Origin of the sequence: Oceanimonas aquatica, from assembly GCF_030732065.1 — a bacterium.
In the GTDB taxonomy this organism is placed as follows: Bacteria; Pseudomonadota; Gammaproteobacteria; order Enterobacterales; family Aeromonadaceae; genus Oceanimonas.
The window spans coordinates 17,529-43,102 of the sequence record NZ_JAVBHX010000001.1; the positions used below are offsets into that span (position 1 = coordinate 17,529).

At 56.7% G+C, this 25,574-nt stretch carries 25 protein-coding genes; 19 read left to right on the top strand and 6 right to left on the bottom strand.

Annotated features, from left to right (window positions below):
• Positions 1–7 precede the first annotated feature (7 nt).
• Positions 8–2,086, top strand: coding sequence for a tetratricopeptide repeat protein (locus Q9290_RS00085; protein WP_306077606.1), 2,079 nt, complete (start codon positions 8–10; stop codon positions 2,084–2,086).
• 517 nt (positions 2,087–2,603) lie between these two features.
• On the opposite strand, the gene pseI is transcribed toward Q9290_RS00085, so the two are convergent.
• From pseI to pseB, 6 genes are read right to left on the bottom strand one after another with little or no spacing between them, the layout of a single operon-like run.
• On the bottom strand, positions 2,604–3,644 hold the full coding sequence (pseI, locus tag Q9290_RS00090; protein ID WP_371930884.1) for a pseudaminic acid synthase: 1,041 nt from the start codon (positions 3,642–3,644) through the stop codon (positions 2,604–2,606).
• 22 nt (positions 3,645–3,666) lie between these two features.
• Positions 3,667–4,188 (bottom strand): UDP-4-amino-4,6-dideoxy-N-acetyl-beta-L-altrosamine N-acetyltransferase, encoded by a 522-nt coding sequence (gene pseH, locus Q9290_RS00095; protein WP_306077607.1) that lies wholly within the window; start codon positions 4,186–4,188, stop codon positions 3,667–3,669.
• 1 nt (position 4,189) lies between these two features.
• Positions 4,190–5,284, bottom strand: coding sequence for a UDP-2,4-diacetamido-2,4,6-trideoxy-beta-L-altropyranose hydrolase (pseG, locus tag Q9290_RS00100; protein WP_306077608.1), 1,095 nt, complete (start codon positions 5,282–5,284; stop codon positions 4,190–4,192).
• Positions 5,281–5,985 (bottom strand): pseudaminic acid cytidylyltransferase, encoded by a 705-nt coding sequence (gene pseF, locus Q9290_RS00105; RefSeq protein WP_306077609.1) that lies wholly within the window; start codon positions 5,983–5,985, stop codon positions 5,281–5,283. The genes pseG and pseF overlap by 4 nt, the downstream gene beginning before the upstream one ends.
• Positions 5,982–7,139, bottom strand: coding sequence for a UDP-4-amino-4,6-dideoxy-N-acetyl-beta-L-altrosamine transaminase (gene pseC / locus Q9290_RS00110; protein WP_306077610.1), 1,158 nt, complete (start codon positions 7,137–7,139; stop codon positions 5,982–5,984). Before pseC ends, pseF begins: the two co-directional genes overlap by 4 nt.
• A complete protein-coding gene (gene pseB / locus Q9290_RS00115; protein ID WP_306077611.1) occupies positions 7,139–8,137 on the bottom strand; it encodes a UDP-N-acetylglucosamine 4,6-dehydratase (inverting) in 999 nt (332 codons plus the stop codon). The genes pseC and pseB overlap by 1 nt, the downstream gene beginning before the upstream one ends.
• A 346-nt stretch (positions 8,138–8,483) precedes the next feature.
• Here pseB and Q9290_RS00120 point away from each other — a divergent pair, with 346 nt between their 5' ends.
• The 18 genes from Q9290_RS00120 to flhB all read left to right on the top strand — a co-directional run bounded on the left by Q9290_RS00120 (position 8,484) and on the right by flhB (position 25,478).
• Positions 8,484–9,932: a sigma-54-dependent transcriptional regulator gene (locus Q9290_RS00120; protein WP_306077612.1), complete on the top strand. Its 1,449-nt coding sequence runs from the start codon at positions 8,484–8,486 to the stop codon at positions 9,930–9,932.
• A gap of 182 nt (positions 9,933–10,114) precedes the next feature.
• Positions 10,115–11,158, top strand: coding sequence for a sensor histidine kinase (locus Q9290_RS00125; RefSeq protein WP_371930877.1), 1,044 nt, complete (start codon positions 10,115–10,117; stop codon positions 11,156–11,158).
• Positions 11,155–12,483: a sigma-54-dependent transcriptional regulator gene (locus tag Q9290_RS00130; RefSeq protein WP_306077614.1), complete on the top strand. Its 1,329-nt coding sequence runs from the start codon at positions 11,155–11,157 to the stop codon at positions 12,481–12,483. The genes Q9290_RS00125 and Q9290_RS00130 overlap by 4 nt, the downstream gene beginning before the upstream one ends.
• Before the next feature lie 81 nt (positions 12,484–12,564).
• On the top strand, positions 12,565–12,879 hold the full coding sequence (gene fliE, locus Q9290_RS00135) for a flagellar hook-basal body complex protein FliE (protein ID WP_306077615.1): 315 nt from the start codon (positions 12,565–12,567) through the stop codon (positions 12,877–12,879).
• A gap of 11 nt (positions 12,880–12,890) precedes the next feature.
• The gene (gene fliF, locus Q9290_RS00140; protein ID WP_371930878.1) at positions 12,891–14,597 is read left to right on the top strand and encodes a flagellar basal-body MS-ring/collar protein FliF; all 1,707 of its coding nucleotides are present in this window, start codon (positions 12,891–12,893) and stop codon (positions 14,595–14,597) included.
• Complete coding sequence (gene fliG, locus Q9290_RS00145) at positions 14,590–15,636, top strand: flagellar motor switch protein FliG (RefSeq protein WP_306077616.1); 1,047 nt, start codon at positions 14,590–14,592, stop codon at positions 15,634–15,636. The genes fliF and fliG overlap by 8 nt, the downstream gene beginning before the upstream one ends.
• Positions 15,633–16,427: a flagellar assembly protein FliH gene (gene fliH / locus Q9290_RS00150; RefSeq protein WP_306077617.1), complete on the top strand. Its 795-nt coding sequence runs from the start codon at positions 15,633–15,635 to the stop codon at positions 16,425–16,427. Before fliG ends, fliH begins: the two co-directional genes overlap by 4 nt.
• Positions 16,414–17,745: a flagellar protein export ATPase FliI gene (fliI, locus tag Q9290_RS00155; RefSeq protein ID WP_371930879.1), complete on the top strand. Its 1,332-nt coding sequence runs from the start codon at positions 16,414–16,416 to the stop codon at positions 17,743–17,745. Before fliH ends, fliI begins: the two co-directional genes overlap by 14 nt.
• Entirely contained in the window at positions 17,745–18,182 is a 438-nt protein-coding gene (gene fliJ, locus Q9290_RS00160) for a flagellar export protein FliJ (RefSeq protein WP_306077618.1), read from the top strand. The genes fliI and fliJ overlap by 1 nt, the downstream gene beginning before the upstream one ends.
• A gap of 115 nt (positions 18,183–18,297) precedes the next feature.
• On the top strand, positions 18,298–20,229 hold the full coding sequence (locus Q9290_RS00165; RefSeq protein WP_306077619.1) for a flagellar hook-length control protein FliK: 1,932 nt from the start codon (positions 18,298–18,300) through the stop codon (positions 20,227–20,229).
• 31 nt (positions 20,230–20,260) lie between these two features.
• Complete coding sequence (locus Q9290_RS00170; protein WP_306077620.1) at positions 20,261–20,740, top strand: flagellar basal body-associated FliL family protein; 480 nt, start codon at positions 20,261–20,263, stop codon at positions 20,738–20,740.
• A 7-nt stretch (positions 20,741–20,747) separates the two neighbouring features.
• On the top strand, positions 20,748–21,803 hold the full coding sequence (gene fliM / locus Q9290_RS00175) for a flagellar motor switch protein FliM (protein WP_306077621.1): 1,056 nt from the start codon (positions 20,748–20,750) through the stop codon (positions 21,801–21,803).
• The gene (fliN, locus tag Q9290_RS00180; RefSeq protein ID WP_371930880.1) at positions 21,803–22,198 is read left to right on the top strand and encodes a flagellar motor switch protein FliN; all 396 of its coding nucleotides are present in this window, start codon (positions 21,803–21,805) and stop codon (positions 22,196–22,198) included. Before fliM ends, fliN begins: the two co-directional genes overlap by 1 nt.
• On the top strand, positions 22,195–22,554 hold the full coding sequence (gene fliO / locus Q9290_RS00185; RefSeq protein WP_306077622.1) for a flagellar biosynthetic protein FliO: 360 nt from the start codon (positions 22,195–22,197) through the stop codon (positions 22,552–22,554). Before fliN ends, fliO begins: the two co-directional genes overlap by 4 nt.
• Positions 22,541–23,284 carry a flagellar type III secretion system pore protein FliP gene (fliP, locus tag Q9290_RS00190; protein ID WP_306078165.1) on the top strand — a complete coding sequence of 248 codons (744 nt, stop codon included), beginning with the start codon at positions 22,541–22,543 and terminating at the stop codon, positions 23,282–23,284. Before fliO ends, fliP begins: the two co-directional genes overlap by 14 nt.
• Positions 23,284–23,553 (top strand): flagellar biosynthesis protein FliQ, encoded by a 270-nt coding sequence (gene fliQ / locus Q9290_RS00195; RefSeq protein ID WP_306077623.1) that lies wholly within the window; start codon positions 23,284–23,286, stop codon positions 23,551–23,553. The genes fliP and fliQ overlap by 1 nt, the downstream gene beginning before the upstream one ends.
• A gap of 1 nt (position 23,554) precedes the next feature.
• On the top strand, positions 23,555–24,343 hold the full coding sequence (gene fliR, locus Q9290_RS00200; RefSeq protein ID WP_306077624.1) for a flagellar biosynthetic protein FliR: 789 nt from the start codon (positions 23,555–23,557) through the stop codon (positions 24,341–24,343).
• A 1-nt stretch (position 24,344) separates the two neighbouring features.
• Positions 24,345–25,478 carry a flagellar biosynthesis protein FlhB gene (gene flhB / locus Q9290_RS00205; protein WP_306077625.1) on the top strand — a complete coding sequence of 378 codons (1,134 nt, stop codon included), beginning with the start codon at positions 24,345–24,347 and terminating at the stop codon, positions 25,476–25,478.
• The last annotated feature ends 96 nt before the right edge of the window (positions 25,479–25,574 follow it).

Below are 25,574 nucleotides of genomic sequence, written 5' to 3' on the forward strand. Positions count from 1 at the left end.
GGTAGCAATGCAAGCTTTTAAAAATAAAAAAAACATGACAGTTCAACGTCTATTAGATGAAGGGCTGCATTGTTACCATGAAAGGCGTCTCGAAGAGGCCCTTTTTTATTTTGAGAAACTACTGGATGTTGCTGATAACAATGTTGATCTTTTACATACTATTGTAAAGCTACTGCAGGAAATGCAAGATTTCAGTAAAGCAGCTATGTATGGTGAAAAACTTCTTGTTTTATCTCCGGAAAATGAAGACTTTTTGTTGTCCCAGGCTGAAAATCACTTTTTTTTGAAAGATTATCAAAGTGCATTACAACTTTATCTAAAGTTGCATCAGCAGTTTCCTTCTAGCCTACATCTGTTGAATCGATTTATTTTGATTTGTAATGAAGATGTCAAATGTTTGAGTTCGTTACAACTACAGTTGCTTGCTGATAATGACTTGGAGCATGAAACCCTTGTTGATTCAGCACTTTCTTTATCTGAAGCACTGCTGAATAAAGATGAACTTGACAAAGGTAAAATAATTCTGGAAAGTCTGCTTGCTATAGAGCAGGAGAACTTAGAAGTATTTGGGCTGTATGGTATTTTTCTGGAAAAATCAAGTAATCGAGAAAAAGCAATATTTTATTTAGATAAAGCGGTTGATAATGGTCATTTTAAATACTTAAGTACATTGGCAAAATGCCTTGAAATGGTATTTAACATTCCTGCAGTAGTGTTCTACCTTGAAAAACTGGTGGAAAAATTCCCTGATCATGATGTGACTAAAAAGTTGCTTGGCTATTATTATTATAGAAATGATGATTACGGGAATGCTGATAAAATATTTTCAAATTTTTCCGTTTCTCCTGAGGATGATATTTATCTTTTTAAGTATAAAACACTTGCTCGATTTAAAGTGGTCGATGAGCGTAGCGGTGCACAAGATATAAACGTACATATATCATTGATGAATGATCTTTTTTCACTATGGAAACACTTACCGCAGGATGAGCAAGTTTCATCTAACTTGGTTTTATTCTACCTGAATTTAGGGGAAATTGAAAAAGCACATGATATTTGTCTTAAGTTGGATGAAGTAATTCCAGGTAACTTGACCAATAAATGGAACAAGCATGTTTATTATCGTGCGAAAGGGTTAAAGGATGAGTACTTTGACGCTTATCTTGCCGGGCGTCATATTCGATACAGAAAATCCTGGAGTGTAATAAAAGATAAAGTATGGAACGGCGAAAGTCTAAAAGGTAAGCGAATTGTCGTATTCAGGGAGCAGGGGGTTGGTGATGAGTTACTTTTTGCTAGCAATTACGGTTGGCTCGTAGATAAGGCCGAGCACATTGATGTTTTCTGTGCTTCCAGATTAAAAGATATATTTAGCTGTGCATTTCCTACTATAAACTTCATACCCATTTCAGAAGAAAGTTTTAATTGCAATGATGAAAGTGTATTTCAGCTGATATCTGATGCTGACAAAATAATTCTTTCAGGAGATTTACCTTCATTCATATATCGGGAAAGAAGGGAGAGCTTGTATGAACAAGTTTTTCTTGAAGTAGAGGGTTATAAAAAAACTTTTTGGAATAGTAAGCTGGCTAATTTAACAGGAAGGAATAAGCCCAAAGTAGGTTTAATCTGGCGAAGTGGCTTTGTTAGTAGTTCAAGGAGTAAGCACTTTCTAGATGTTTATGAAGTGGCTAGTATTATTTCAGGTATGCCGGATGCTGATTTTTTTAGTTGCATGTATGTAGAGTGCGATAATGAGATTAAAGAAATAGAAAAGCTTTCAGGCAGGAAGATACATGTTATACCTGAACTTGATCAAAAAAATGACTTTGGTAATACAGCTGCAATGCTGAGTAGCTTGAATGTTTTGGTTGGTGCTTATACTGCTACTCTTTCTCTTGCTGCTGCTGTGGGCACTCCAATAGTGGCTTATGCTTCAGATTACTTTAAAAATGACGGCGTGCTTAAAAAAAGAGCGCTCTACTATAAAGATGTTGTCCATATTTCTTTGCCGAATAATGATAATTTAACACGGAGAGAAGCTGTAAAAGTTATTATGAATGAGGTAAGGCTTTCTATTTCTTAAAATGAAGTGATTCAGACACGATCTGACAGTTTCCGGCTACCGACTTTTCAACTCGTGACTGTCAGATTTTAATCATCCTGGACACTTCTCTTGCTAAGCTGATTTTTCATCAATCATTGCTTACATGGGGACAAGACTACAGCACATTTTTTCTTGATGGATTCGTTCATTGTTGTAGTACTCCAACTAGATACCCAGACCATCTTGCAGCTAATCAAGTGTGCTGTAAACCTTCTTCCTGAAAGTCACTTGTAGAATTCCTACAATATCGTCTTAAGGAAGTATGAAGGAGAGTAACATGAAAAAAGATAGTTCCTTGATTTAGGATAAACGGCCCAGTTTTCATTTAAGAGGAATAAGCAAAGTCAGTAGCACTTTTTTATCAGCAATGCTTTCAGAACTTTTATCAAGTTTGGTAAACCTCAATTATTCAAGGTTAGTGTTAGATTAAGTCAGGAATAATAAACCGCACCTTTGTATAACACATCAGTTGCAATTAATTTTCATGTAAAACGTTTTATTCATAAAACAAATTCCAATTCGTTGGTTGACCGTAACTAACACTTTCTTTTAATAACTTACCAATTAATGAATCAAAATATTTAGGAGCTAAACCATAACCTGGTCTTACACTGCGTATCGCATCTTCAGTTACAATGCTGTCGGCCTTTAGATCTTTAACGAAATAAAGCGAGCGGCGGAACTTAATATTACCCTGTTCACTGGACTTACGTCCGTAATCAATCTTTCCAAGCGCTTGCCAAGCTGTTTTGGTATCGTTGCACAGGGTTGTGAGTTCAGCAGGTTCAAGTGAGAAACTGTCGTCCGGGCTACCACCATTACGATCGAGAGTAAAGTGCTTTTCAATAATGGACGCACCCATAACAACGCTGGCGATGGCTGTGGTGTTATCCAAGGTGTGATCTGACAGACCAGTTACCAAACCAAAGCGCTCAATCATGTCCGGGATTGTACGCAGGTTGTAATCTTCTGCTGGTGCCGGATAGCCACTAACACAGTGAAGAATAGCCAGCTCCTTGCAACCACCTTCCCGCGCGGCCTCTATGGCTTCCTGAATTTCTTCTGCATCAGCCATGCCGGTTGAAATGATCATCGGCTTGCCGGTGCTGGCTACATATTTGATAAGAGGCAGATCAACGGCTTCAAAAGAAGCAATTTTGTAGGCGGGTGCATTCAGCTCTTCCAACAGATCGACTGCGGTGTTATCGAATGGTGAGCTGAAGATGGTAATGCCAAGTTTACGAGCGTGTTCAAAAAGTGGCTTGTGCCACTCCCAGGGCATATGAGCTTCTTCATATAGATCGTAAAGTGTGCGGCCGTCCCACAAGCCACCTTTGATCTGAAATTCTTCTCTGTTTCTGTTAAGTGTAATGGTGTCGGCAGTATAGGTTTGTAATTTAACAGCATCTGCACCTGCTTTTTTTGCTTCTTCAATAATACGAAGAGCAGTTTCTAGCTTCCCGTTATGGTTGGCAGACAGTTCAGCAATAATATAAGGACTAGTATCAGCAGCAATTTGGCGCCCAGCAATATTAATACTCGGAAGGTTAGCCATATGTTTATCTCTCATTATTTGTGTTCCATTCGCTTGAAATCAAACCAAAGCAAATAACATCATGGTACTGTTGCCCATCAAAGTATTGATCACGCAGCCTGCCTTCTTCTTCAAAGCCTAAGCGCAAATGAAAGCATATGGAGGGTTCGTTATAGCTCAACGCTTGGCCACATACTTTATGTAAGCCAGCAGTAGTAAATGCATAATGTAATGATGCTTGCCCGAGCAATTTTCCAGTTCCTTTGGGTGCCCCTGGTGCAGCATAAAAACCCCAGTCTGCCACCCCACCATCAGTAATTTGGTGAATATTAATAAATCCGAGGGGCTTGGCATCAATTTCAAAAATCAATAGGTGATAAGTGCTATCTTGAGATACTCGCTCAAACCAATGGGAGTGTTCAGCCAACGTAATTTCATGCTGTCTGTACATATATCGTCGCACATCTGAATGGTTGCGCCACCCTAATACAAATTCGAGATCACTCTCGAGCATAGGGCGTACTTTTATATGTGAATTTTTATTCATATCATGATTCCAGACGCTTTATTACTGTGTCAGCACCATAGCCATCGAGTATATCTGCAGCAGCTTGACTCATTTTTTTAAGCTGGAGTGGTTGTGCTACTAACGCTGCTAACATATTTGATATACATGAGCTAAGATGATCATTATTAGATAGAACTCGGGCAGCGTTTGCTTTTTCAAGGTTATTAGCAATTGTCTGCTGATTATCAGCCAAGACCACCATTACAGTAGGCAAGCCCAAACAACACCGCTCCCAGGATGTGGCTCCAGCAGCGCCTATGGCCAGATCACTATCGGCCATCAATTGGGCCATGTTACTAACCCCCACCTTGACTTCTGTTGACCATGGCAGTGTTTCGGCTTGTTGGATTACTCTTTCTAACCAGGGAGCTGTTGCTCCCATCACCACCATAATTCTGCAATCGGCCGGAAGTTCGCTGTCACGCAGTGCTTCAAGCACTTGTCCGGTTACATTGTCTTTATCCACTCCGCCCATGGTGATCAGCAATTGGCGTAGTGCCGGTTGGCGACGGCGCTGCTGGCTGTAAGGCCGTAGTTCGGCAAACTCCGGGCGCAGCAATGCGTATTGGGAGCCACATAGCAGCTCGCAATTATCAGGCACCAAGGGGCGATAGTCTGCTGCGCTGCGGCCAAAGGTCTGATCCAGCAATAGGTTGCACTGGTGTTCACGGTCGGCCAGATCATCAATCACCATAATACGGGCGGCAACCTCGGCTGCCTGCTGCTCCCAACCAATGTCCAGTGCATAGTGATCCGCTACCAGCCAGTCTACGGGCTGATTGCTGAGAACAGCGCGGGTCTGTTCGGCGTCCTGCTGCCAGGTGACACCCAGCCAAGGGGCGTGATCATTCCAGTTCAGCTCTGCTGATGCATGCTCTGCTTTATCACCAGCCGGCAGTAAATGCAATGAAAAGCCTTTCGCGGCAATCAGGTCACCTAGGTGCCCTTTGTGTTCACGGCAGATAAACAGGCATTCATGGCCTTGACGTTTCAGCTCTTCGGCCAGCGTAAAGCAGCGCATAACATGACCGGTGCCAATTTGAATGGAGGCATCGGCGCGAAAGGCGATGTTCATTCAGCCACCACATTGGCCTGCATGGCTTTGAACAGCCACTCGGCACGGGTCCAGTCTTCCGGGGTATCGATATCCTGCACCCGGTGCCGGGGCAGCTTTACCGGTACCGAGCCGCCGGCAAAGAGTGGTTTTTCGGCCAGCCAGGCTGCTGCTGTGCCCCAGTAGAACTGGCCCGCATCGTGCCAGGCTTCTTCCAGATCCTGAGAGCGGGTCATGAAATGTTCGGGGTTAAACATGGCCACACTCCCTTGCCCGGTAATGCGAATGGCCCGCTGAATGGGGAAGGCATAGCTGGTAACCGAAAAGGCGTAATCATGCGCTGTGCCATTGAGCAGTTGCCAGCCTTGCTGAAGATCTTCGGCTGACACAAAGGGCGCCGTGGCATAAATGCAGCAGGCATAATCAACAGAACCTTCATGTTCTTGAAGCCACTGCACCGCATGGCGTATCACCGGAATGGTGCCAGCGTAGTCGTCGGACAATTCTGTCGGCCGCATAAAAGGAACTTGTGCTCCCCATTGCCTGGCCGTTTCCGCAATCTCGATATCATCCGTGGAAACGATAATTTTATCGAAACAGCCGCTGGCCTTTGCCGCCTCAATAGACCAGGCAATCATGGGCTTGCCACAAAACGCTTTGATGTTTTTGCGCGGAATACGCTTGCTGCCGCCCCGGGCAGGGATAATGGCAACTCGGATCATGCTGTTGCCTTCTCCAGAACTGCGTTCAGCACCTGAATAACTTCATCCTGCTGCTCATCAGTCAGCCCCTGATACATTGGCAGGCTGATCGCTTCGCTGTAGTACTGCTCCGCTTGCGGGTAATCGCCCTGCTTAAAGCCCATGTTCTGGTAGTAGGGTTGGGTATGCACCGGAATATAATGCAGGTTTACGCCAACACCCTGCTCTCTCAGCTGTTCAAACACCTGACGATGAGTTTTACCGTGCAGGCGAACAACATACAGGTGTAACCCGGAGTAACTGTCGGGCTGCTGCCAGGGAGTGATAACCGGCAGGTTTTGCAGCAATTCATCGTAGCGCCTGGCCAGCTGATGTCGGTGGGCTACAAAGGAATCCAGCCGTTCCATCTGACTGATGCCCAGTGCCGCCTGCAACTCGGTCATACGGTAGTTGTAACCGAGTTCTATCTGCTGGTAATACCAAGGACCATCTGGCTCATGAGTCATAAGTTGTGGCTCACGAGTCACGCCATGGTTGCGATACAGCTTCATCTTCTCGGCTAGCTGATCATCGTTAGTTAGCGCCATGCCGCCTTCGGCAGTGGTGATGATTTTCACCGGATGGAAGCTGAACACAGTAATGTCGCTGTAGCGACCGTTTCCGATGTACTCGCCCTGATACTTGCCACCAATGGCGTGAGAAGCGTCTTCAATCACCTTGAAGCCGTATCGCTGTGCTAGTACATGTATGGCCGCCATATCGCAGGGCTGGCCACAAAGATGCACGGCTACCAGCACCTTTGGCAGGCGGCCTTCGCACTCGGCCACTTCCAGCTTGGTGGCCAATGCCTTGGGGCAAAGGTTATAAGTGCGTGGGTCTATATCGACAAAATCCACTTGGGCGCCACAATATAAGCCGCAGTTGGCGGAGGCGACAAACGTGATGGGAGTGGTCCACAGCCAGTCTCCTTTGCCAAGACCCAATGCCAGGCAGGCGATATGCAGTGCACTGGTTGCGCTGTTGGTAGAGAGAGCGTGTTTAGCTCCTACCTTGGTGGCAACGGTATGCTCAAACAGTGGTACTTTGGGACCCTGAGTAAGAAAGTCAGAATTGAGCACCTCAACCACCGCATCAATATCGGCCTGGGTGATTTCCTGTTTACCGTAGGGGATCATCAGATGCTGCCTATTTTTCCACGATTTACTTTAATCCAGCTTTGCAATTCAGCATCTGTCATCCAGTCGGCATTATTATCGCTGGCGTAAACGAAGCCTTCTGGTACTTTTTTGCCGTTCTTGATGCGTTTTTCACAGTTGGACCAGCCATGAATGCTGGGCAAAATTTTGAAATGCTCGTCGTATTCATAGGTGTAGTGGGCATCTTCAGCGCTGATCATTTGTTCATGCAGCTTCTCGCCGGGGCGAATGCCAATCAATTCCTGCTTGGCTTCGGGGGCAACTACGCGGGCCAGATCTGTTACCTTCATGGAAGGGATTTTTTTCACATAAATCTCGCCACCCACCATGTCTTCAAAGGCATGCCATACCAGCTCAACACCCTGTTCGAGTGAGATCATAAAGCGGGTCATCCGAGGATCTGTAATGGGCAATACGCCCTGATCCTTAAGTGACATGAAGAAAGGAATGACCGAGCCTCGTGAGCCCATGACATTGCCATAGCGAACAACGGAAAAGCGGGTACCGTGCTCACCGGAGTAGGAGTTACCAGCTACAAACAGCTTGTCGGATGCCAGTTTGGTGGCGCCATAAAGGTTGATGGGGCTGCTGGCCTTGTCTGTTGAGAGAGCCACAACGCCTTTAACTCCCTTGTCGATGCAGGCATCGATCAAATTCATGGCGCCGTTGATATTGGTTTTAACGCACTCGAACGGGTTGTATTCGGCGGTGGGCACTATTTTGGTGGCGGCGGCATGCACCACATAGTCGACACCATCCAGGGCTCGATAAAGGCGATCCTTGTCGCGTACATCGCCTATAAAGAAGCGGATTCGTTCATCGTGCTGGAACTTGGCGGCCATCTCCCACTGCTTCATCTCGTCTCGGGAGAACACGATCAGCTTTTTGGGGTTGTAACGGGCCAGTGTCATGGGGACGAAGGTGTTACCGAAGGAGCCTGTCCCTCCCGTGATGAGGATGGTTTTGTTGGAGAGCATGCCGATTCTCTGGTGCAATAGAATGAACCTGATTCTAAGCAAAATGTATGCCTGTTTACAGGGCATGATGACAAGCGCCATTTTCCCGCCACAGACTGCCTCCAAGTTTGACCTGACTGCCCTGCTCAAGATTGAAAATTAGTCACCTACTTTTCCAAGTTTGATCCTGATCAATATTGTTCGACTTTTTGCGTCTATCTTTGTCGAGTTGTTTTGACGCTTGTGTCAGAATTACGACTCATATGGTTTCATGTGTGTACCGCTTCAATGTTATGCTGGTGTCGAGCTAGGGATAAGCTCTGAAATTAAATTTAATAACCAACTGAATTTAAAGGATATTTACCCTATGGGCTTTAATGGCTGTGTCTTGATCATGGATCATAACCAGGAACGGCGGTCAAGACTGGAAGCTATCCTTTCCTTTATGCAGGTGCAGTGGCGCAGCGGCAGCCGCGCCAATGATCTGGCGTGGTTGCGGGAGCAACCCCATACCATGACGGTACTGTTGGGGGAAACGGACTTTCCGCCCGCCGAGTTGCTGAAAGAGCATCCCCATCATGTGTTTATTACGCTCAACCCTTGCCGCACCAGGGCGACTAATCTGCTGGGCGCCATTAATGAACTGACCTACGACGAGCTCACCCGGCTGCTGGGGCAGGCCGAGCAATGGCGGCCAGTGGCGCAAGGACATCAGCATGAGCAGTGCCTGAAGGAATTACTGGTGGGAGAGAGCCCCGCCATGCAGTCGGTAAAAGGGCTTATTCGTCAGGTGGCCGACAAGCAGGCCAATGTGCTGTTGCTGGGGGAGTCGGGTACCGGCAAGGAAGTGATCGCCCGGGCCATTCATTCATTGTCGCAACAGGCGAAGGGACCCTTTGTGCCCATTAACTGTGGAGCCATTCCGGCGGAGCTGCTGGAAAGCGAGCTGTTTGGTCATGAAAAGGGCGCCTTTACCGGCGCGGTATCGGCCCGTAAGGGGCGCTTCGAGCTGGCCGATGGCGGCACCCTGTTCCTGGATGAAATTGGCGACATGCCCCTGCCCATGCAGGTAAAGCTGCTGCGGGTGTTGCAGGAACGCAGTTTTGAGCGGGTAGGGGGCACGCGGCCCATCAAGGCCAATGTGCGGGTCATTGCCGCCACCCACCGGGATCTGGAAGAAATGATCCAGGAGCAGCGCTTTCGGGAAGATCTCTACTACCGGCTCAACGTGTTTCCGATCACGGCGCCGCCCCTGCGTGAACGAAAAGACGATATTGCCCTGCTGCTGAAAGAGCTGGTGGCGCGCCACCGCAGCGAGCACCGCGTGGATCTGGGCTTTTCGCCGGCGGCCATTCAGACCCTGCAGGGGTATCGCTGGCCCGGCAATGTACGCGAGTTGTCGAACCTGGTGGAGCGCATGATGATCCTGTGCCCCGATCAGCAAGTGGAGCCGGGCGATCTGCCGGAAAAATACCGGGGCGATTATGTACCTGCGTCGTTCGATGACATGGACGAGCAGGCAGCTCTGGCGTCCATTTTTTCCGATGAACCCGTCGAGTTCGATGAAGAAGGGGCTACCTTTTTTGATTTTGAACCGGAAGACGACACCCCGGTCATGAACGGTGAGCTGCACATTCCCGATCTCGCCACCGAGTGCTTCAACCTCAAGGAAATGCTGGCCAATATCGAGGTCGACATGATCGGCAAGGCGCTGGACGCCCACGACGGCGTGGTGGCCCGGGCCGCCGAGCACCTGGGCATGCGCCGCACCACCCTGGTGGAGAAGATGAAGAAGTACGGGATTGGGCGGGATTGACCGGCTCATTTGCGCGTAAGTCAGTCATGCCGGCCTTGAGCCGGCATCTTTTTCAATGCGACCCTGGGTGCCACAAGATTCCGGCTCGGTGGCCGGAATGACAGCGTGACTTGTTCCCTCCCCTTGGCAAGGGAAGGGGCAGGGTGTGGTTTTTATTTTGCTCATGGCACGTATTTTGAATAATGCGTGCCATGAGCACATTAACGCCCCCCCATACCGACACCGATGCTCCCTGGCTCAGCCTGCTGGGATCCGAGCGCCTTGAAGAAATTCTTCACACCATGCCCGGTGGTTTGCTGTGGGTGGACGGCCACGGTACGGTCAGCCGCGCCAACGCCGCCGCCCGCGAATTGCTGGGGGAGCCCTTGCTCAACATGCCCTGGCTTGAGGTGATCACCCGGGCCTTTGCCCCCCGGCCCGACGACGGCCTGCAGGTGTCGCTCAAAAATGGCCGGCGGGTGCAACTGGCCATTTCCCATCTGGAAGGTCAGCCCGGCCAGCTGGTGCAGCTCACCGATCTGACCCCCACCCGGGCCTGGGCCGAGCAGCAGGGGCATGCCGAGCGGCTGGCGGCGCTGGGGCGCATGGCGGCCACCCTGGCTCACCAAATACGTACGCCCTTGTCGGCGGCCACCCTGTATGGCGCCAACCTGGCCAGCCCCGAGCTGAATGCCTCGCAACGGGCGCGGTTTCAGCAGCGGCTGATGGAAAGGCTCACCGACATTGAACGTCAAATAAGCGACATTCTGCTGTTTGCCCGCCCGGATCAGGCTGCCCTGGCCGAGCCCCTTTGTGTGGACACCCTGCTAAACAGCGCCGCCGATGCGGCCGCTGCTTTGCTTTCCGGCAAGGCCCGTCTTGAATGCCGGAGTAAAAGCGCGCTGAGCGTACTGGGGAACGGCAACAGCCTGAAGGGCATTTTGCTGAACCTGGTGGAAAATGCCATCGAGGCCGGGGCCGATGCCCTTGTTCTGAGTGCTGAGCGTGAAAGGGGCTGGGTTGTCATTCGCCTTGCCGACAACGGCAAAGGCATGGATGAGGCCCTGCAAAAGGATATATTCACGCCCTTTTATACCACCCGCAGTCAGGGCACGGGCCTGGGGCTGGCAGCGGTGGCCTCGGTCATGCGGGCCCACCAGGGCCGGGTGGAGGTGAGCTCTGCGCCGGGGCGAGGCACTTGTTTCAGCCTGTGTCTGCCATTGGCGAAGCATGAGGAATCACAATGAATACCGATATTCTGATTGTGGAAGACGACACCGGCCTGCAGCAGGCGCTGCAGGACACCCTGGAGCTGGCCGGCCTTGGCTGCGACTGTGTGGCCAGCGCCGAAGACGCCATTATTTACCTGCAGCAAACGCCGGTGCGCATGGTGATCACCGATGTGCAAATGGCGGGTATGAACGGTCTGGAGCTGCTGGGCTGGATAAACGAGCGCCTGCCCGGCCTGCCGGTGCTGGTGATCACCGCTCACGCCCAGGTGTCGGGGGCAGTGGCCGCCATGCGTGCCGGCGCCGTCGACTATCTGGCCAAGCCCTTTACGCCCGATGCCCTGCTGGAGCGGGTGCGGCGTTTTGTGCGTCCGGCATTGCACAACAATGAAGAGCCCATTGCGGAAGACGCCGCCAGCCGCCACTTGCTGCAACTGGCGGCCCGTGTGGCGGCCACCGATGCCAGCGTGATGATCTCCGGCCCCAGCGGCACCGGCAAGGAGGTGCTGGCGCGCTTTATTCACCGCCGTTCGGCCAGAGCCGACAAGCCCTTTGTGGCCATCAACTGTGCCGCCATTCCCGACAACATGCTCGAAGCCACCCTGTTCGGTTATGAAAAGGGGGCCTTTACCGGCGCCGTGCAGGCCTGTGCGGGCAAGTTTGAGCAGGCCCATGATGGCACCCTGCTGCTGGATGAAATCACCGAAATGGACGTGAATCTGCAGGCCAAGCTGCTGCGGGTGCTCCAGGAGCAGGAGGTGGAGCGGCTGGGCGGACGCAAGACCCTGCGGCTGAATGTGCGGGTGCTCGCCACCAGCAACCGGGATCTGCGCCAGGCGGTGAGCGAAGGAAGGTTTCGGGAAGATCTTTTCTACCGGCTGAATGTGTTTCCGCTGGCGTGGCCGGCCCTGGCCGAGCGCCCCGCCGACATAGTACCGCTGGCCCGGTTTCTGCTGCATCGTCACGCTCAGGCTCAGGGGCGCCATGGCGTGGCACTCTCAAAGCAGGCCGAAACCCGGCTCACGGGCTGGCACTGGCCGGGCAATGTGCGCGAGCTGGATAACGTCATGCAGCGGGCGCTGATCCTGGCATCCGAAGACGAGATCGCCGCCGGCGATATTTTGCTGGATGAGGGCAGCCCGCTTTCCGTGCCGGTGCCGGCCGGTGCCGCGCAGGAGCTGGGTGAAGAGCTGGAAAGCCAGGAGCACCGCATTATTTTGCAGGCGCTGCACAGCAGTGGCGGCAGCCGGCGTGAAGTGGCCGAGCAGCTCGGCATCAGCCCGCGCACCCTGCGCTACAAGCTGGCACGCATGCGCGAAGCCGGCATAGAAGTACCCGCCTGACGCCGAAAAGATGAACTGGCCCGGGCTTTGCATTAAGATGCGTGGGTTGTTTGAAATTTTACTGATTGAGGAGCCAAATTGATGGAAATTAAAGCCGCCGCGCTGCTGGCTGAAATGCAGTCCATGCAGGGTGAGGCCCAGAACCTGGCCCCGGTGCAGGGCACCGGCCCTCGTCAGGATTTTTCCGAACTGCTGGGCCAGGCCGTCAACAAGGTCAACGGCCTGCAGCAAACCACCGGCGATTTGCGCACCCGTTTTGAGCTGGGTGATCCTTCCGTGGGCCTGGAGCAGGTGATGATTTCGGCGCAGAAGTCGAGCATTGCCTTTGATGCCACCGTGCAGGTGCGCAACAAGCTGGTGGACGCCTACAAAACCATCATGAACATGCCGGTGTAAGGAGCTGACGGGTGGCTGACAATCCGCTGGCGGAAACCGACAAGAACACACTGCCTGCCAATAACGACGCCTCCGCCATGGAGGCACAAGAGCGCAAGAGCACGCCCTTTGCCCTGCTGGGCAACACCGACGTGCTGCGTCAGATCGTCATTGTGCTGGCTCTGGCCATTTGCCTGGCCATGGCGGTGTTTGTGCTGCTGTGGGGCAAGGAGCCCGAAATGCGGCCGCTGGGGGTGTACAGCAATCAGGAACTGATTGAAACCCTCGATTTTCTCGACGCCCAGAAGATTGAATACAGCATCGACGGCAACAGCGTGCTGGTGCGCGCCGATCAATACCCCGACATTCAGCTCAGCCTGCGCCGTTCCGGCCTGACTCAGGCCCCTCCCGAAGGCGACAGCATTTTGCTGTCCGATCCCGGTTTTGGCATCAGCCAGCGGCTGGAGCGGGAACGCCTTAACCTCAGCCGGGAACGTCAGTTGTCCCGGGTGATTGAACAATACAACAGTGTGTCCCGGGCTCAGGTGCTGCTGGCCATTCCCCGGGAAAACGTATTCGTGCGCGACAAGCGCAAGCCCAGCGCCACCGTGGTGTTGAACCTGCGCCGGGGCAGCAGCCTGCGCCAGGAAGAAGTGGACGCCATCGTCGATACCGTGGCCTCGGCGGTGTCGGATCTCACCCCGGGCCGGGTCACGGTTACCGACCAGAACGGCCGCCTGCTCAACTCCGGCTCTCAGGATCCGCTGGCCGCCCGCAACCGGCGCGAGTTTGAGCTGCAGCAAAAGCAGGAAGAAGAATACCGCCAGAAGATTGACGCCATTCTCAGCCCGGTGCTGGGACTGGGCAATTACACCGCCGAGGTGGACCTGCGCCTCGACTTTCGTCGTCGTCAGCAAACGGTGAAAACCTACAATCCCGACATGCCGGCAGTGCGCTCGGAAATGGTGATGGAAGACAACAGCTCCGGTCGCGGTGCCATTGGCATTCCCGGCGCGCTCACCAACCAGCCGCCTCAGGACTCCGACATACCCGAGCAGGCCGGTCAGGCGTCGGAAAAATCCGGCACCGAACGCAGCCGGCGTGAAGCCACCCGCAACTTTGAACTCGACACCACTATCAGCCATACCGAAAGCGCCGTGGGCGACATTCGCCGGCTGACGGTGTCGGTAGCGGTGGATTACAAAACCGTGACCCAGGCCGACGGCAGCCTGGACCGTGTTCCGCTGGAAAACGCCGAGCTGGCCCGCATCGAGCGCTTGCTGAAAGGCGGCCTGGGCTTTGACGTGAGCCGGGGCGATGCCCTCGAGGTGGTGAGCATGTCGTTCAACCGCCCCGATCTCGACGCTGTGGCGGACATTCCCTTTTACGAGCAGGCCTGGTTCTGGCGGCTGGCCCGCATTCTGGGCGCCGTGCTGGTGCTGGTGGTGCTGTTGCTGGCGCTGGTGCGGCCCATGGTAAAACGCCTGCTTAATATCGATGAAAAGACCGACGAGCTGGATCTCGACGGCCAGAGCGCCCTGGCGGGCAGCGACGATCTGGAGCTGCTGGCGCAACAGGCGGAGCTGGAAGACGGCATGTTCGGCATCAAGGACGGTCAGCTCAAGCTGCCCAACCTGAACAAGGATGAAGACCTGCTGTCGGCGGTGCGGGCGCTGGTGGCCAACGAGCCGGATCTGGCGGCACAGGTGATCAAAGACTGGGTACAGAGCGATGAGTGATGAGCAGGAGCTGGTAATAACCGATGCGCAGCGGCAGTTGCTGTCCCGCATGAGCGGTGCCGAAAAGGCGGCCCTGCTGATGCTGAGCCTGCGTGAAGACGATGCCGCCCAGATTTTTCGTCATCTGGACCCCAAGCAGGTGCAGCGTCTGGGCATGAAAATGGCCGCCCTGGGCGACTTTGGCCCGGATCGGGTCAGCGCTGTGCACCGGCTGTTTATCGAGGATATTCAGCGCTTTACCAAAATCGGTGTGGGCAGTCAGGACTTTGTGCGCAACGCCCTGGTGGCGGCCCTGGGGGAAGACAAGGCAGGCCGGCTGGTCAACCAGATTGCCGCCGGCGCCGGCTCTCGCGGCCTCGACTCCCTCAAGTGGATGGATGCCCGCCAGGTGGCCGGTATTATTCACAACGAGCACCCGCAAATTCAGACCATAGTGCTGTCCTACCTCGACGCCGATCAGGCGGCGGCCATATTGCAGCAGTTTCCCGAGCCCATGCGGCTGGATCTCATTATGCGCATTGCCGAGCTGGAAGAAGTACAGCCGGCGGCCCTGCAGGAGCTCAACGACATCATGGAAAAACAGTTTGTCGGCAAGAGCAACGCCAAGGCGGCCAAGATGGGCGGCCTGAAGACCGCCGCCGACATCATGAACTACCTGGATACCTCGGTGGAAGGCATGCTGATGGACTCTATTCGCGATCAGGACGAGGAAATGAGCATGAAGATCCAGGATCTGATGTTCGTGTTCGAAAACCTGATCGATGTGGACGACCGGGGCATTCAGGTGCTGCTGCGCGAGGTCAATGCCGAGCTGCTGCAACGGGCGCTCAAGGGCGCCGACGATCAGCTCAAGGAGAAGTTTTTCGGCAACATGTCGAAGCGGGCCGCGGAAATGCTGCAGGAAGATCTCGAGGCCATGGGGCCGGTGCGGGTCAGCGATGTGGAAGCGGCCCAGCGCGAGATCCTGGCGGTGGCCCGGCGCCTGTCCGACAGTGGCGAACTGATGCTCTCCAAGGGGAGCGGGGATGACTTTGTATGAGTGGCTATAACGCCAAGGGCCGCATACCCGCCGGGCAGGCGGCCTGGCAGTGGCCCGAGCTGGAGCTGGCCCGGGAGCCACGGGAAGAGCGCGCCGCCTTGCATCTGCGCACCGAGCCCGAACCCGAGCCGCAAGCCTCCGAGCCCGCCGAGGAAGCCGCCCCCGAACCCCTTACCGCCGAAGCCCTGGACGCCATTCGTCAGGCCGCCTTTGAAGAAGGCCATGCCGAGGGCAGGGAGCAGGGGCTGGCCGAGGGCCGGGAAGAAGGCCGCTTGCAGGGCATGCAGGAAGGCCACGAGGCCGGCTTGCAACAGGGGCTGGAGCAGGGCCTAGCGGAAGGGCGGGAGCAGGTTCAGCAGCAACTGGAATGCTGGAGCGCGCTCACCGAGCAACTGCAGGCGCCACTGGCGCAAATTGATCACACAGTAGAGCAAAGCCTGGTCATCCTGGCCATGGAGCTGTCCCGCAACCTGTTGAAGGCCGAGGCCAGCGCCTCGCCCAGGCTGCTGCTGGCCACGGTGCAGGAAGCGCTGCAGGCGCTGCCCCATCACGACGGGCCGCTTACCTTTTACCTGCACGCCGACGATCTGGCCATGCTGGCCGAGCATTACGATGAAGCCGCCCAGGCCAAACGGGGCTGGGAATTTGTGGCCGAGCCCGGCCTGGCGCGGGGCGAGCTCAGGCTCACCACCGCCATGTCGAGCCTGGACGTGAGTCTGGCCAGCCGTATCGACACCCTGATGGCCAATTTTATCAAGGCCAACTGGAGTCGTTTCCATGACGCTGGCTGAGCGGCTGGCCGGCTACCAGACCGCCGGCCTGACGCCGCCCATGGCCGCCAGCGGCAAACTCACCCGGGTGGTGGGGCTCACCCTGGAAGCGGTGGGCTGCACCGCCGCCGTGGGCAGCCAGTGCAAGGTACAAACCCAGTTCGGTGAAATGGACGCGGAAGTGGTCGGCTTTGCCGACGACAAGCTCTATTTAATGCCCAGCGAATCCCTCAAGGGCGTGATCCCCGGCGCCCGGGTCACGCCCGCCGGCGACGGCACCGGCGTGCCCGTGGGCATGGCGCTGCTGGGCCGGGTGATCGACGGTATCGGCCAGCCCCTCGACGGCCTGGGGCCCATTAACACCGGCACCACCGCCGATTTTGTCTCCCGTCCCATCAACCCCATGGCCCGCCAGCCCATTGAAGCGCCCATGGACGTGGGCGTGCGCGCCATCAATTCGGTGCTGACCGTGGGCCAGGGCCAGCGCATGGGGCTGTTTGCCGGCTCCGGCGTGGGCAAGAGTGTGCTGCTGGGCATGATGACCCGGGGCGCCAAGGCCGACGTGGTGGTGGTGGGGCTCATCGGCGAGCGGGGCCGGGAAGTAAAGGAGTTTATCGACGTGATCCTCGGCGACGAGGGCCGGGCCCGCTCCGTGGTGGTGGCGGCCCCCGCCGATGCCTCGCCCTTGATGCGCCTCAAGGGCTGTGAAACGGCGCTGACTCTGGCGGAATATTACCGGGATCAGGGCCTGAATGTGCTGCTGCTGATGGACTCGCTCACCCGTTACGCCCAGGCTCAGCGAGAAATCGCCCTGGCGGTGGGCGAGCCGCCGGCGAGCAAGGGCTACCCGCCCTCGGTGTTCGCCAAATTGCCGGCGCTGGTGGAGCGCGCCGGCAACGGCGCCCAAGGCCAGGGCAGCATTACCGCCTTTTTTACCGTGCTGACCGAGGGCGACGACCTGCAGGATCCCATTGCCGACGCCGCCCGGGCCATTCTCGACGGCCATATTGTGCTGTCGCGTCAATTGGCCGACAGCGGTCACTATCCGGCCATCGACATCGAAAAGTCCATCAGCCGGGTGATGACAGCGGTAACCACGCCCGAGCACCAGCAGCAGGCCCGGGCCATCAAGCAGGCCTATGCCCTTTATCAGCAGAATCACGATTTGATCAACTTGGGCGCCTACAAGAGCGGCGCCGATCCCAGACTCGACATGGCCATCACCATTCGCCCCCGGCTGGAGCGGTTTCTGACCCAGAGCATGACCGACGTGTTTGATCTGGACGCCTGTCTGAAAGAGCTGGAAGTGGTGGCCATGCCGCTGCTGAGGGCCGGCTGATGAGCCGGGCCCTGAACCTGCTGCTGGAGCAGCTGGATGGCGAGGAGCGTAAGGCGGCGGCGGAGCTGAACATTGCGCAATTGCAGGTGCAGCAGATGGAGCAGCAACTGCAGACCCTGAGCCAGTACCAGCGTCAGTATGTACAAACCTTTCAGCAACGCGGCCAGAACGGGCTGGATGCTCACCAGTTTGAGCATTTTCGCGGCTTTATCGACAAGCTGGAAGTGGCACAACAGCAGCAACAGCAAGGCTTGCAGCAAGCCCGGGATCAGCTTACCCAAAGTCGTGAGGCCTGGCTGGCGGTGCGCGCCCGCAAACAGGCCATTGCCAAGCTGATGGAGCGCGAAAGCGAGCGCAAAAAGCTGGAAGCCGCCCGTCAGGAGCAAAAAATGCTCGACAACCTCGCCATCTACCGGTTTCACCGCAAGCCGCTTTAGGTTTTTAATCCGGACTCTTTCCTGCCGGTATTACATAAAGTTGGTACATTAATTGCTTTTCTTATGGTCACAGCATTCAGGCCGCACCGGCCACAGCGACCAACAAGGGATCAGCATGACCACAGTCATTCCCGCCCTGTCCGGCGGCATGGGTTCAGCAAGGTCCGTTTCGCCGCCGGGCGAGGCGGGAAAACCGTCCGCTTTTTCCGAGCTGCTGGCTCAGGCCGGCAGCGAAGCCGAGGTGGGTAACAGGTTGCCGGCCGATGCCGCCCCTGCGGCCGACACCGGCAAGGCTCCTGTTCTGGCCGATGAAACGGTCAGCGCGGCCGATGAGGCTGCGGCCGAAACCGATGCTGCCGCCGCAGAAGCCGGTGCCAATAAGTCGTCAACCACAGATGCGCCCGGTGTGAGTGCCGAGGCGGAGCAGGGCGCCAATAGCGCGAAAGAGACCGGCGAAGAGCCGCCCGAAGAGGCCGGTCTGCCGGCCGTCCCTTTGATGGCACCGGGCGGCAAGGTGCTGCCGGAGGCGGCAAACATCAGTACCGAGCAGGCGGACAACGACATGACCGAGCCTCGCCGGAACATGCGTTCGGCGGGCGAACCCTCGGGCACGCCGCCATCGACCGAGCCAGCGTCAACCAAACCTTCCAGCGCCGCTTTCGAGGGTGGCAGGGCGGTGCCGGTTAGCTCTGCCAATGATGCTGAAGCCGATGCCGGCCGCCAGCCAGCCGAAACCAAAGCCGCCGCTTCAGCGCAAAACCATGCAGCCGAGTCTGCGTTGGGCAACACCGTGAACACGCCGCCGTCTTCGGCCGCCGAGGAAGACACGCCGGCAGAGGCTAAACCCGCCCCGTTAAAGCCGGAGTCGGCTCAGGCGGGGCGGTCCGACGGCATTCCGCTGTCCGGCATGCAGGCCGTACAGGCCAGGCGCACCCAGGCAACGCCGCCGGTGCAGGAAAAAGCACCCGTTATTCAGCCCGGTAACAGCCCCGAGGCCATGCCGGCCGGCAGCCGACCGGCAGCGGGGGAAGCGATTCCGGCCCATGAGCCGCCGGCGAAGGAAGCCGGTGTACGTCAGCCCGGCATGGGGCCTGATGCCGCCGAGCGGCAAGCCCCCCGCTCGGCACCGGTGAATTTCGTGGCTGCCGAGCCACCGGCCGCCGAGAGCGATGTGACTCCCGAGCAGGCCGCTCAGCCCAGGCAGGATGCGGCCGTGACCCGGCAGGATGGCCAGCGTCAGCCCGCCACGCCCGAGTGGCTGGCCCAGATAGAACATGGCCGGCGCTGGCAGCAGCAGTCCGGTACCACCACCGCCACCGAGCAACCGGCCGAGCTCACGGTCGAGGCCGGCGATACTGAACGGCCGGTGGCGGATAACGCCGGCGAGGCCAAAGACCAGTCTGCGGATAGTGGCGCACGGGGTGAGCGGCTGGCCGAAGCCATGATGGCGGGGCAGGGCACCGGCCGCGAGGTACCGGTGCAGCAGGCCGGTGTTTCGGATGGACAGCAGCAGCTTGCCGGGATCTCTGCCGGGCGCGATACGTCCGCTACCATCTCCGAGCGGGCGCCGCTGCCTCAGGGGGAGCGAGTGCTCAACCTGCACCAGGCCGCCCCCGAGCAAAATGCCCGTCAGCTCAGCCAGCAGGTGCAGGTGATGGTGAACCGGGAATTGCAGGAGGCGGACATTCGTCTGAACCCGTCGGAGCTGGGCGGCATGCGCATTCAGCTCAAGTTTGATCAAGGCGAGGTCAGCATGCACATTCAGGCTCAGCACGCCCAGGCCCGGGACATGCTGGAGCAGGCCATGCCGCGCCTGCGAGACATGCTCAGCCAGCAGGGCATTCAACTGGGCCAGGGGCAGGTGGGTGGCTTTGCCGGCCAGCAGGGCTCGGCCCAGAACGGTGCCTCGGGGCAGGGTGCAACGGGCCGGGAAAATGGGCATAATCCCTCTCCGTTTGAGCAGGGGCCGGGTGGCGACGAACCGGCCTACGGCGGCCAGGCGGCGGGAGCCCTGGCCGGTGATGGCCGCATCGACTTTTTTGCCTGAACGTAACGGGCCGAACCTTTAAGGACACTTCATGGCAGAGAATCTCACCATTCCCAAGGTGGCATGGTACAAACGCAAGCTGATCTGGATGTTGTTTCTGGTGCTGCTGGCCGGTGGTGGCGGTGGCGCCGCCTGGTTTCTGATGAACCCGGCCGAGCAGGCCGCCAAGGCCAAGCCGGAAGACACCAGCAACCGGGCCATTTACGTCAGTCTGTCTCAGCCCTTTGTGTTCAGCGTGCCCGGCGGCACTCGGGACCGGCTGGTACAGATTGAGGCCCAGCTGATGGTGCGAGGCGAGTCAAATGAATCGCTCGCCAAACAGCACCTGCCCCTGCTCGAGAGCACCCTGCTGGATGTGTTCAGCCGCCAGAGTGCCGACAATTACCTGACCGCCGCCAACAAAAAGGCCCTGCGTCAGGAAGCCCTGAACGAGCTGAACCACGCCACCGCCGAGGTGCTGGAAAAGCGGCTGTTCGAGAAAGTGTTGTTTACCAGCATAGTGATGCAATAGGTGAGTTGTGAGCGATCTGTTATCCCAGGATGAAATCGATGCCCTGTTGCACGGGGTGGACGATGTCAAGGAAGAGGAAGTTCAGTCGGAAGGGGGCGTGGCCTCCTTTGACTTCTCTTCTCAGGATCGCATCGTCCGGGGTCGCATGCCGACCCTGGAGATGGTGAACGAGCGTTTTGCCCGTCATATGCGCATTAGCCTGTTCAACATGATGCGCCGCACCGCCGAGGTGTCCATCAACGGCGTGCAGGTCATCAAGTACGGCGAATACGTGCATTCGCTGTTTCTGCCCACCAGTCTCAACATGGTGCGCTTTCGCCCCCTCAAGGGCATTGGCCTGGTGACCATGGAAGCCCGGCTGGTGTTTATTCTGGTGGACAACTTCTTTGGCGGTGACGGTCGTCACGCCAAGATTGAAGGCCGGGAATTCACGCCCACCGAGCGCCGGGTGATCCAGCTGCTGCTGAAGCTGGTATTTGAGGATTACAAGGAAGCCTGGGCCCCGGTGATGGACGTGGAGTTCGAATACCTGGACTCGGAAGTGAACCCCACCATGGCCAATATCGTCAGCCCCACCGAGGTGGTGGTGGTGAGCTCCTTTCATATCGACCTCGACGGCGGCGGCGGCGATTTTCACGTCACCCTGCCCTACGGCATGCTGGAGCCCATTCGCGAACTGCTGGACGCTGGGGTGCAAAGCGACAAGGGCGAGAATGATTTGCGCTGGGGCAAGGCCCTGCGTGACGAGATCCTCGATGTGGAAGTGGAAATGACCACCCGGCTGCTGGAAAAAGAGGTCAGTCTGGGCGACATCATGGAGTGGAAGGCCGGCGACATTATTCCCGTCGAAATGCCCGAGCACCTGCTGGTGTCGGTGGAAGAGCTGCCCACCTTCAGAGCCCAGCTGGGGCGTACTCAGGAGAAAATGGCCATTCGCATCAGCGAAAAAATCAAGCGGCCGGAAACCGTGAAAACCGAATTGCATGAAGTGACCCGCCGCGGCGTGCGCATTGATGGCGAAGCCGAGCTGGAAGAACTGGAAAGAACCATTGAGGACGCATAATGAGCGAGCAGAACGATCAAAGCGAGCTGGATGATATCTGGGGCGACGCCATGGCGGAGCAGGAAGGGGGCGTGAAACCCGCCGAGCTGGACGATTTCAGCGCCGACGGCCAGTCACCCATTACCCAGGAAGAGCGGCGCAAGCTCGACACCATACTGGATATTCCGGTCACCATTTCCATGGAAGTGGGCAAAAGCCAGATCAGCATTCGCAACCTGCTGCAGCTGAATCAGGGATCCGTGGTGGAGCTGGACCGGCTGGCCGGCGAGCCGCTGGACGTGATGGTCAACGGCACCCTGATCGCCCACGGCGAAGTGGTGGTGGTGAACGACAAGTTCGGCATTCGCCTGACCGACGTGATCAGCCAGACCGAACGGATTAAAAAGCTCAAATGAGGCGCGCACTGTTATTGATGGCCGCCAGCGCCCCTGCCTACGCCCAGGGCGGGCCGGAAATCCAGTGGGATTCATGGGCCATGTCGTCGGCATTGGTGATCGGCCTGTTGCTGGCGTTGGGCTGGGGCCTGCGCCGGCTGAAATTGCCCGCTCTGGGCGGCAACCGGCAATTGCGGGTGATTACCAGCCTGGCGCTGGGGCACAAGGAAAAACTGGTGGTGGTGCAGGTGGGCGAGGAGCAGTGGCTGCTGGGCATTACCCCTCAGAACATCAATCGTCTGGGCAAGCTGGAGCAGCCGCTGGAAGCGCCTCAGGCCGGCAAACTGTTGACGGGCAAGCGTGATGAAGTGCATTAAGGTCTTGCTGCCGCTGTTGCTGCTGGCCACGCCGGCGCTGGCCCAGCAGGGCATGTCGGCGGTCACGGTCACCACCAACCCGGACGGCAGCCAGGAATACAGCCTCACCCTGCAGGTGCTGGCGCTGATGACGGCGCTGTCGTTTCTGCCGGCGGTGGTCATCATGATGACCTCGTTCACCCGCATTATCGTGGTGCTGTCCATTCTGCGGCAGGCCTTGGGCCTGCAGCAAAGTCCGTCCAACCAGGTGCTGATCGGCATCAGTCTGTTTCTGTCATTTTTTATCATGGCGCCGGTGCTCGACAGAGTGAATGCCGAGGCCCTGCAGCCTTATCTGGCGGAAGACATCGGCTCACGGGAAGCCCTGGCCCGGGCCGAGCTGCCCATTCGGGACTTTATGCTGGCCCAGACCCGGGTCAAGGATCTGGATACCTTTCTCAATATTGCCGATGTGCAGGTGAATAATGAGGCCGAGGTGCCGCTGCGCGTACTGATCCCGGCCTTTGTGACCAGTGAGCTGAAAACCGCCTTTCAGATTGGCTTTATGTTGTTTCTGCCTTTTCTGGTGATCGATCTGGTGGTGGCCAGTATTCTGATGGCCATGGGTATGATGATGCTGTCGCCCATGCTGATCTCGCTGCCGTTCAAGCTGATGTTGTTCGTGCTGGTGGACGGCTGGAACCTGATCATGGGCACGCTCGCCACCAGCTTTGGACTGGGAGCCCCGTAATGAGCCCGGAAACCTTTGTCGACATCTTTCGCAGCGCCCTCTGGCTGGTGACCGTACTGGTGTCGGCGGTGATCTTTCCGAGTCTGGCGGTGGGCCTGATGGTGTCGATCTTTCAGGCGGCCACCTCCATCAACGAACAGACCCTGAGCTTTCTGCCCCGTCTGCTGGTGACGCTGGGTGCCCTGGCCGTGGGGGCTCACTGGGGCTTTGGCATGCTGATTGATTATTTTCACGAGCTGGTGAGTCAAATCCCTCAGGTGGTGGGTTAGGGTGAACTACACCACCGCCGAGCTGATGCAATGGCTGGCGTCCTACCTCTGGCCGCTGTTTCGCATTGCCGGCCTGATGATGACCATGGTGATGTTTGGTGCTCAGCTCACGCCGGTGTATACCCGGCTGCTGCTGGCGGTGGCCACGACCCTGGCGGTGGCGCCGGTGCTGCCGGCCATGCCGGCGGTGGAACTGTTCTCGGTGCAGGGCTTTCTGATCACCATTCAGCAGGTGCTGATTGGCGCCGTGATTGGCCTTCTGTCCCAGTTTTTGCTGCAAACCTTTGTCACCGCCGGCCAGATCATCGCCATGCAGACCAGTCTGGGCTTTGCCTCCATGGTGGATCCGCTTAACGGTCAGTCGGCGCCGGTGGTGGGCCAGCTTTATCTGATGCTGGGCACCTTGCTGTTTCTGGCCCTGAACGGTCATCTGGTGATGATTGAAGCCATTGTGCTCAGCTTTACCTCGGTGCCGGTGGCGGCCAGCGGCTTTACCGTGGGTGACTGGCAGAATCTGGCCGGCCTGCTGACCCTGCTGTTTCAGGCGGCGGTGGCCATGTCGCTGTCGGCCATCGTGGCCATGCTGCTGATCAACTTCAGTTTTGGCGTCATGACCCGGGCCGCGCCCCAGCTCAATATCTTCAGCGTAGGCTTTGCCATCAGCATGGTCTGTGGCCTGTTTATCATGTGGCTGACCCTGGGCGGCTTTATGGATCACTTTGAAAATCAGTGGCTGCGCATGCAACAGGTGATGTGCGACACCCTGAGACTGACCTGCGAAGGAGGCTGACATGGCAGAGTCGGACGGTCAGGAAAGAACAGAACAGCCCACGGAGCAGCGACTTCGTCAGGCGCGGGAAAAAGGCCAGATCCCCCGTTCCAAGGAGCTGGGCACGGCGGCGGTGCTGCTCAGTGCCTGCGCCGCCCTGCTGATGCTGGGGAGCTCACTGGGGGCGGCATTATCGAAAGTCTTTGAGCAAAGTTTCCGGCTGGAGCGCGATGCCATTTTTGACCCCGCCGCCATGATGCCGGCCCTGGCCGAGGCCATCGGCGGCCTGATGTGGCCGCTGCTGGGGCTGTTCGCGGTGGTGCTGGTGGCGGCCCTGGTGGGCAACAGCCTGCTGGGCGGTTTTAACTTCAGCACTCAGGCGATAATGCCAAAATTCAGTCGCATCAGCCCGATGAACGGCCTCAAGCGCATGTTTGGCGTGCAGGCGCTGGTGGAGCTGCTGAAGTCCATCGCCAAGGTGGTGTTTATCGCCACCATTGCGGTCTGGCTGTTGTGGGGTCAGTTCGACAATATTCTGCGCCTGAGCGGCGAAACCCTGAACCTGGCCATGAAGGATGCCCTGGAGCTGCTGTTGTGGATGGGGCTGGGGCTGTGTCTGGCACTGCTGCCCATCGTGGCCATCGACGTTCCGTTTCAGGTGTGGAATCACACCCGTCAGCTCAAGATGACGCTGCAGGAGATCAAGGACGAATACAAGAACACCGAGGGCAAGCCCGAGGTGAAAAGCCGTATTCGCCGCCTGCAGCAGGAAATGGCCAACCGGCGCATGATGGCCGAGGTACCCACCGCCGATGTGGTGGTGGTGAACCCGACCCACTTCTCGGTGGCCCTGCGTTACGACAAGGACAAGCCCGGCGCTGCCCCCATGGTGGTGGCCAAGGGTCTGGACGAAGTCGCCCTTAAAATTCGGGAAGTGGCCCGGGAATACAAGGTACCGGTGATCTCCTCACCGGCCCTGGCCCGGGCGGTGTATTTCTCCACCAAACTGGACCGGGAAATTCCCGATGGCCTGTTCGTGGCCGTGGCCCAGATACTGGCCTATGTGTTCCAGCTTAACGCCTGGCGCAAGGGGCAGGGCAACAAGCCGGTGCCGCTCAAGGATGACCTGCCCATTCCCGACGAATATCGGGTTTAAAAGATATTAAGGGATTAGGGACTTGGGATTAGCATGCCCCAATCCCCAATCCCCAATCCCCAATCCCCAATCCCCAATCCCCAATCCCCAATCCCC

Bases quoted from the DNA above. Each gene is read 5' to 3' on its own strand.
- fliO (WP_306077622.1), top strand. From the start codon at position 22,195: ATGAGGCGCGCACTGTTATTGATGGCCGCCAGCGCCCCTGCCTACGCC.
- fliH (WP_306077617.1), top strand. From the start codon at position 15,633: ATGAGTGGCTATAACGCCAAGGGCCGCATACCCGCCGGGCAGGCGGCC.
- Q9290_RS00125 (WP_371930877.1), top strand. From the start codon at position 10,115: ATGCGTGCCATGAGCACATTAACGCCCCCCCATACCGACACCGATGCT.
- Q9290_RS00120 (WP_306077612.1), top strand. From the start codon at position 8,484: ATGGGCTTTAATGGCTGTGTCTTGATCATGGATCATAACCAGGAACGG.
- pseG (WP_306077608.1), bottom strand. From the start codon at position 5,284: ATGAACATCGCCTTTCGCGCCGATGCCTCCATTCAAATTGGCACCGGT.
- Q9290_RS00085 (WP_306077606.1), top strand. From the start codon at position 8: ATGCAAGCTTTTAAAAATAAAAAAAACATGACAGTTCAACGTCTATTA.
- pseC (WP_306077610.1), bottom strand. From the start codon at position 7,139: ATGATCCCCTACGGTAAACAGGAAATCACCCAGGCCGATATTGATGCG.
- fliQ (WP_306077623.1), top strand. From the start codon at position 23,284: ATGAGCCCGGAAACCTTTGTCGACATCTTTCGCAGCGCCCTCTGGCTG.
- fliJ (WP_306077618.1), top strand. From the start codon at position 17,745: ATGAGCCGGGCCCTGAACCTGCTGCTGGAGCAGCTGGATGGCGAGGAG.
- Q9290_RS00170 (WP_306077620.1), top strand. From the start codon at position 20,261: ATGGCAGAGAATCTCACCATTCCCAAGGTGGCATGGTACAAACGCAAG.
- pseB (WP_306077611.1), bottom strand. From the start codon at position 8,137: ATGCTCTCCAACAAAACCATCCTCATCACGGGAGGGACAGGCTCCTTC.
- fliI (WP_371930879.1), top strand. From the start codon at position 16,414: ATGACGCTGGCTGAGCGGCTGGCCGGCTACCAGACCGCCGGCCTGACG.
- Q9290_RS00165 (WP_306077619.1), top strand. From the start codon at position 18,298: ATGACCACAGTCATTCCCGCCCTGTCCGGCGGCATGGGTTCAGCAAGG.
- fliP (WP_306078165.1), top strand. From the start codon at position 22,541: ATGAAGTGCATTAAGGTCTTGCTGCCGCTGTTGCTGCTGGCCACGCCG.
- fliE (WP_306077615.1), top strand. From the start codon at position 12,565: ATGGAAATTAAAGCCGCCGCGCTGCTGGCTGAAATGCAGTCCATGCAG.
- fliN (WP_371930880.1), top strand. From the start codon at position 21,803: ATGAGCGAGCAGAACGATCAAAGCGAGCTGGATGATATCTGGGGCGAC.
- pseF (WP_306077609.1), bottom strand. From the start codon at position 5,985: ATGATCCGAGTTGCCATTATCCCTGCCCGGGGCGGCAGCAAGCGTATT.
- flhB (WP_306077625.1), top strand. From the start codon at position 24,345: ATGGCAGAGTCGGACGGTCAGGAAAGAACAGAACAGCCCACGGAGCAG.
- Q9290_RS00130 (WP_306077614.1), top strand. From the start codon at position 11,155: ATGAATACCGATATTCTGATTGTGGAAGACGACACCGGCCTGCAGCAG.
- pseH (WP_306077607.1), bottom strand. From the start codon at position 4,188: ATGAATAAAAATTCACATATAAAAGTACGCCCTATGCTCGAGAGTGAT.
- fliG (WP_306077616.1), top strand. From the start codon at position 14,590: ATGAGTGATGAGCAGGAGCTGGTAATAACCGATGCGCAGCGGCAGTTG.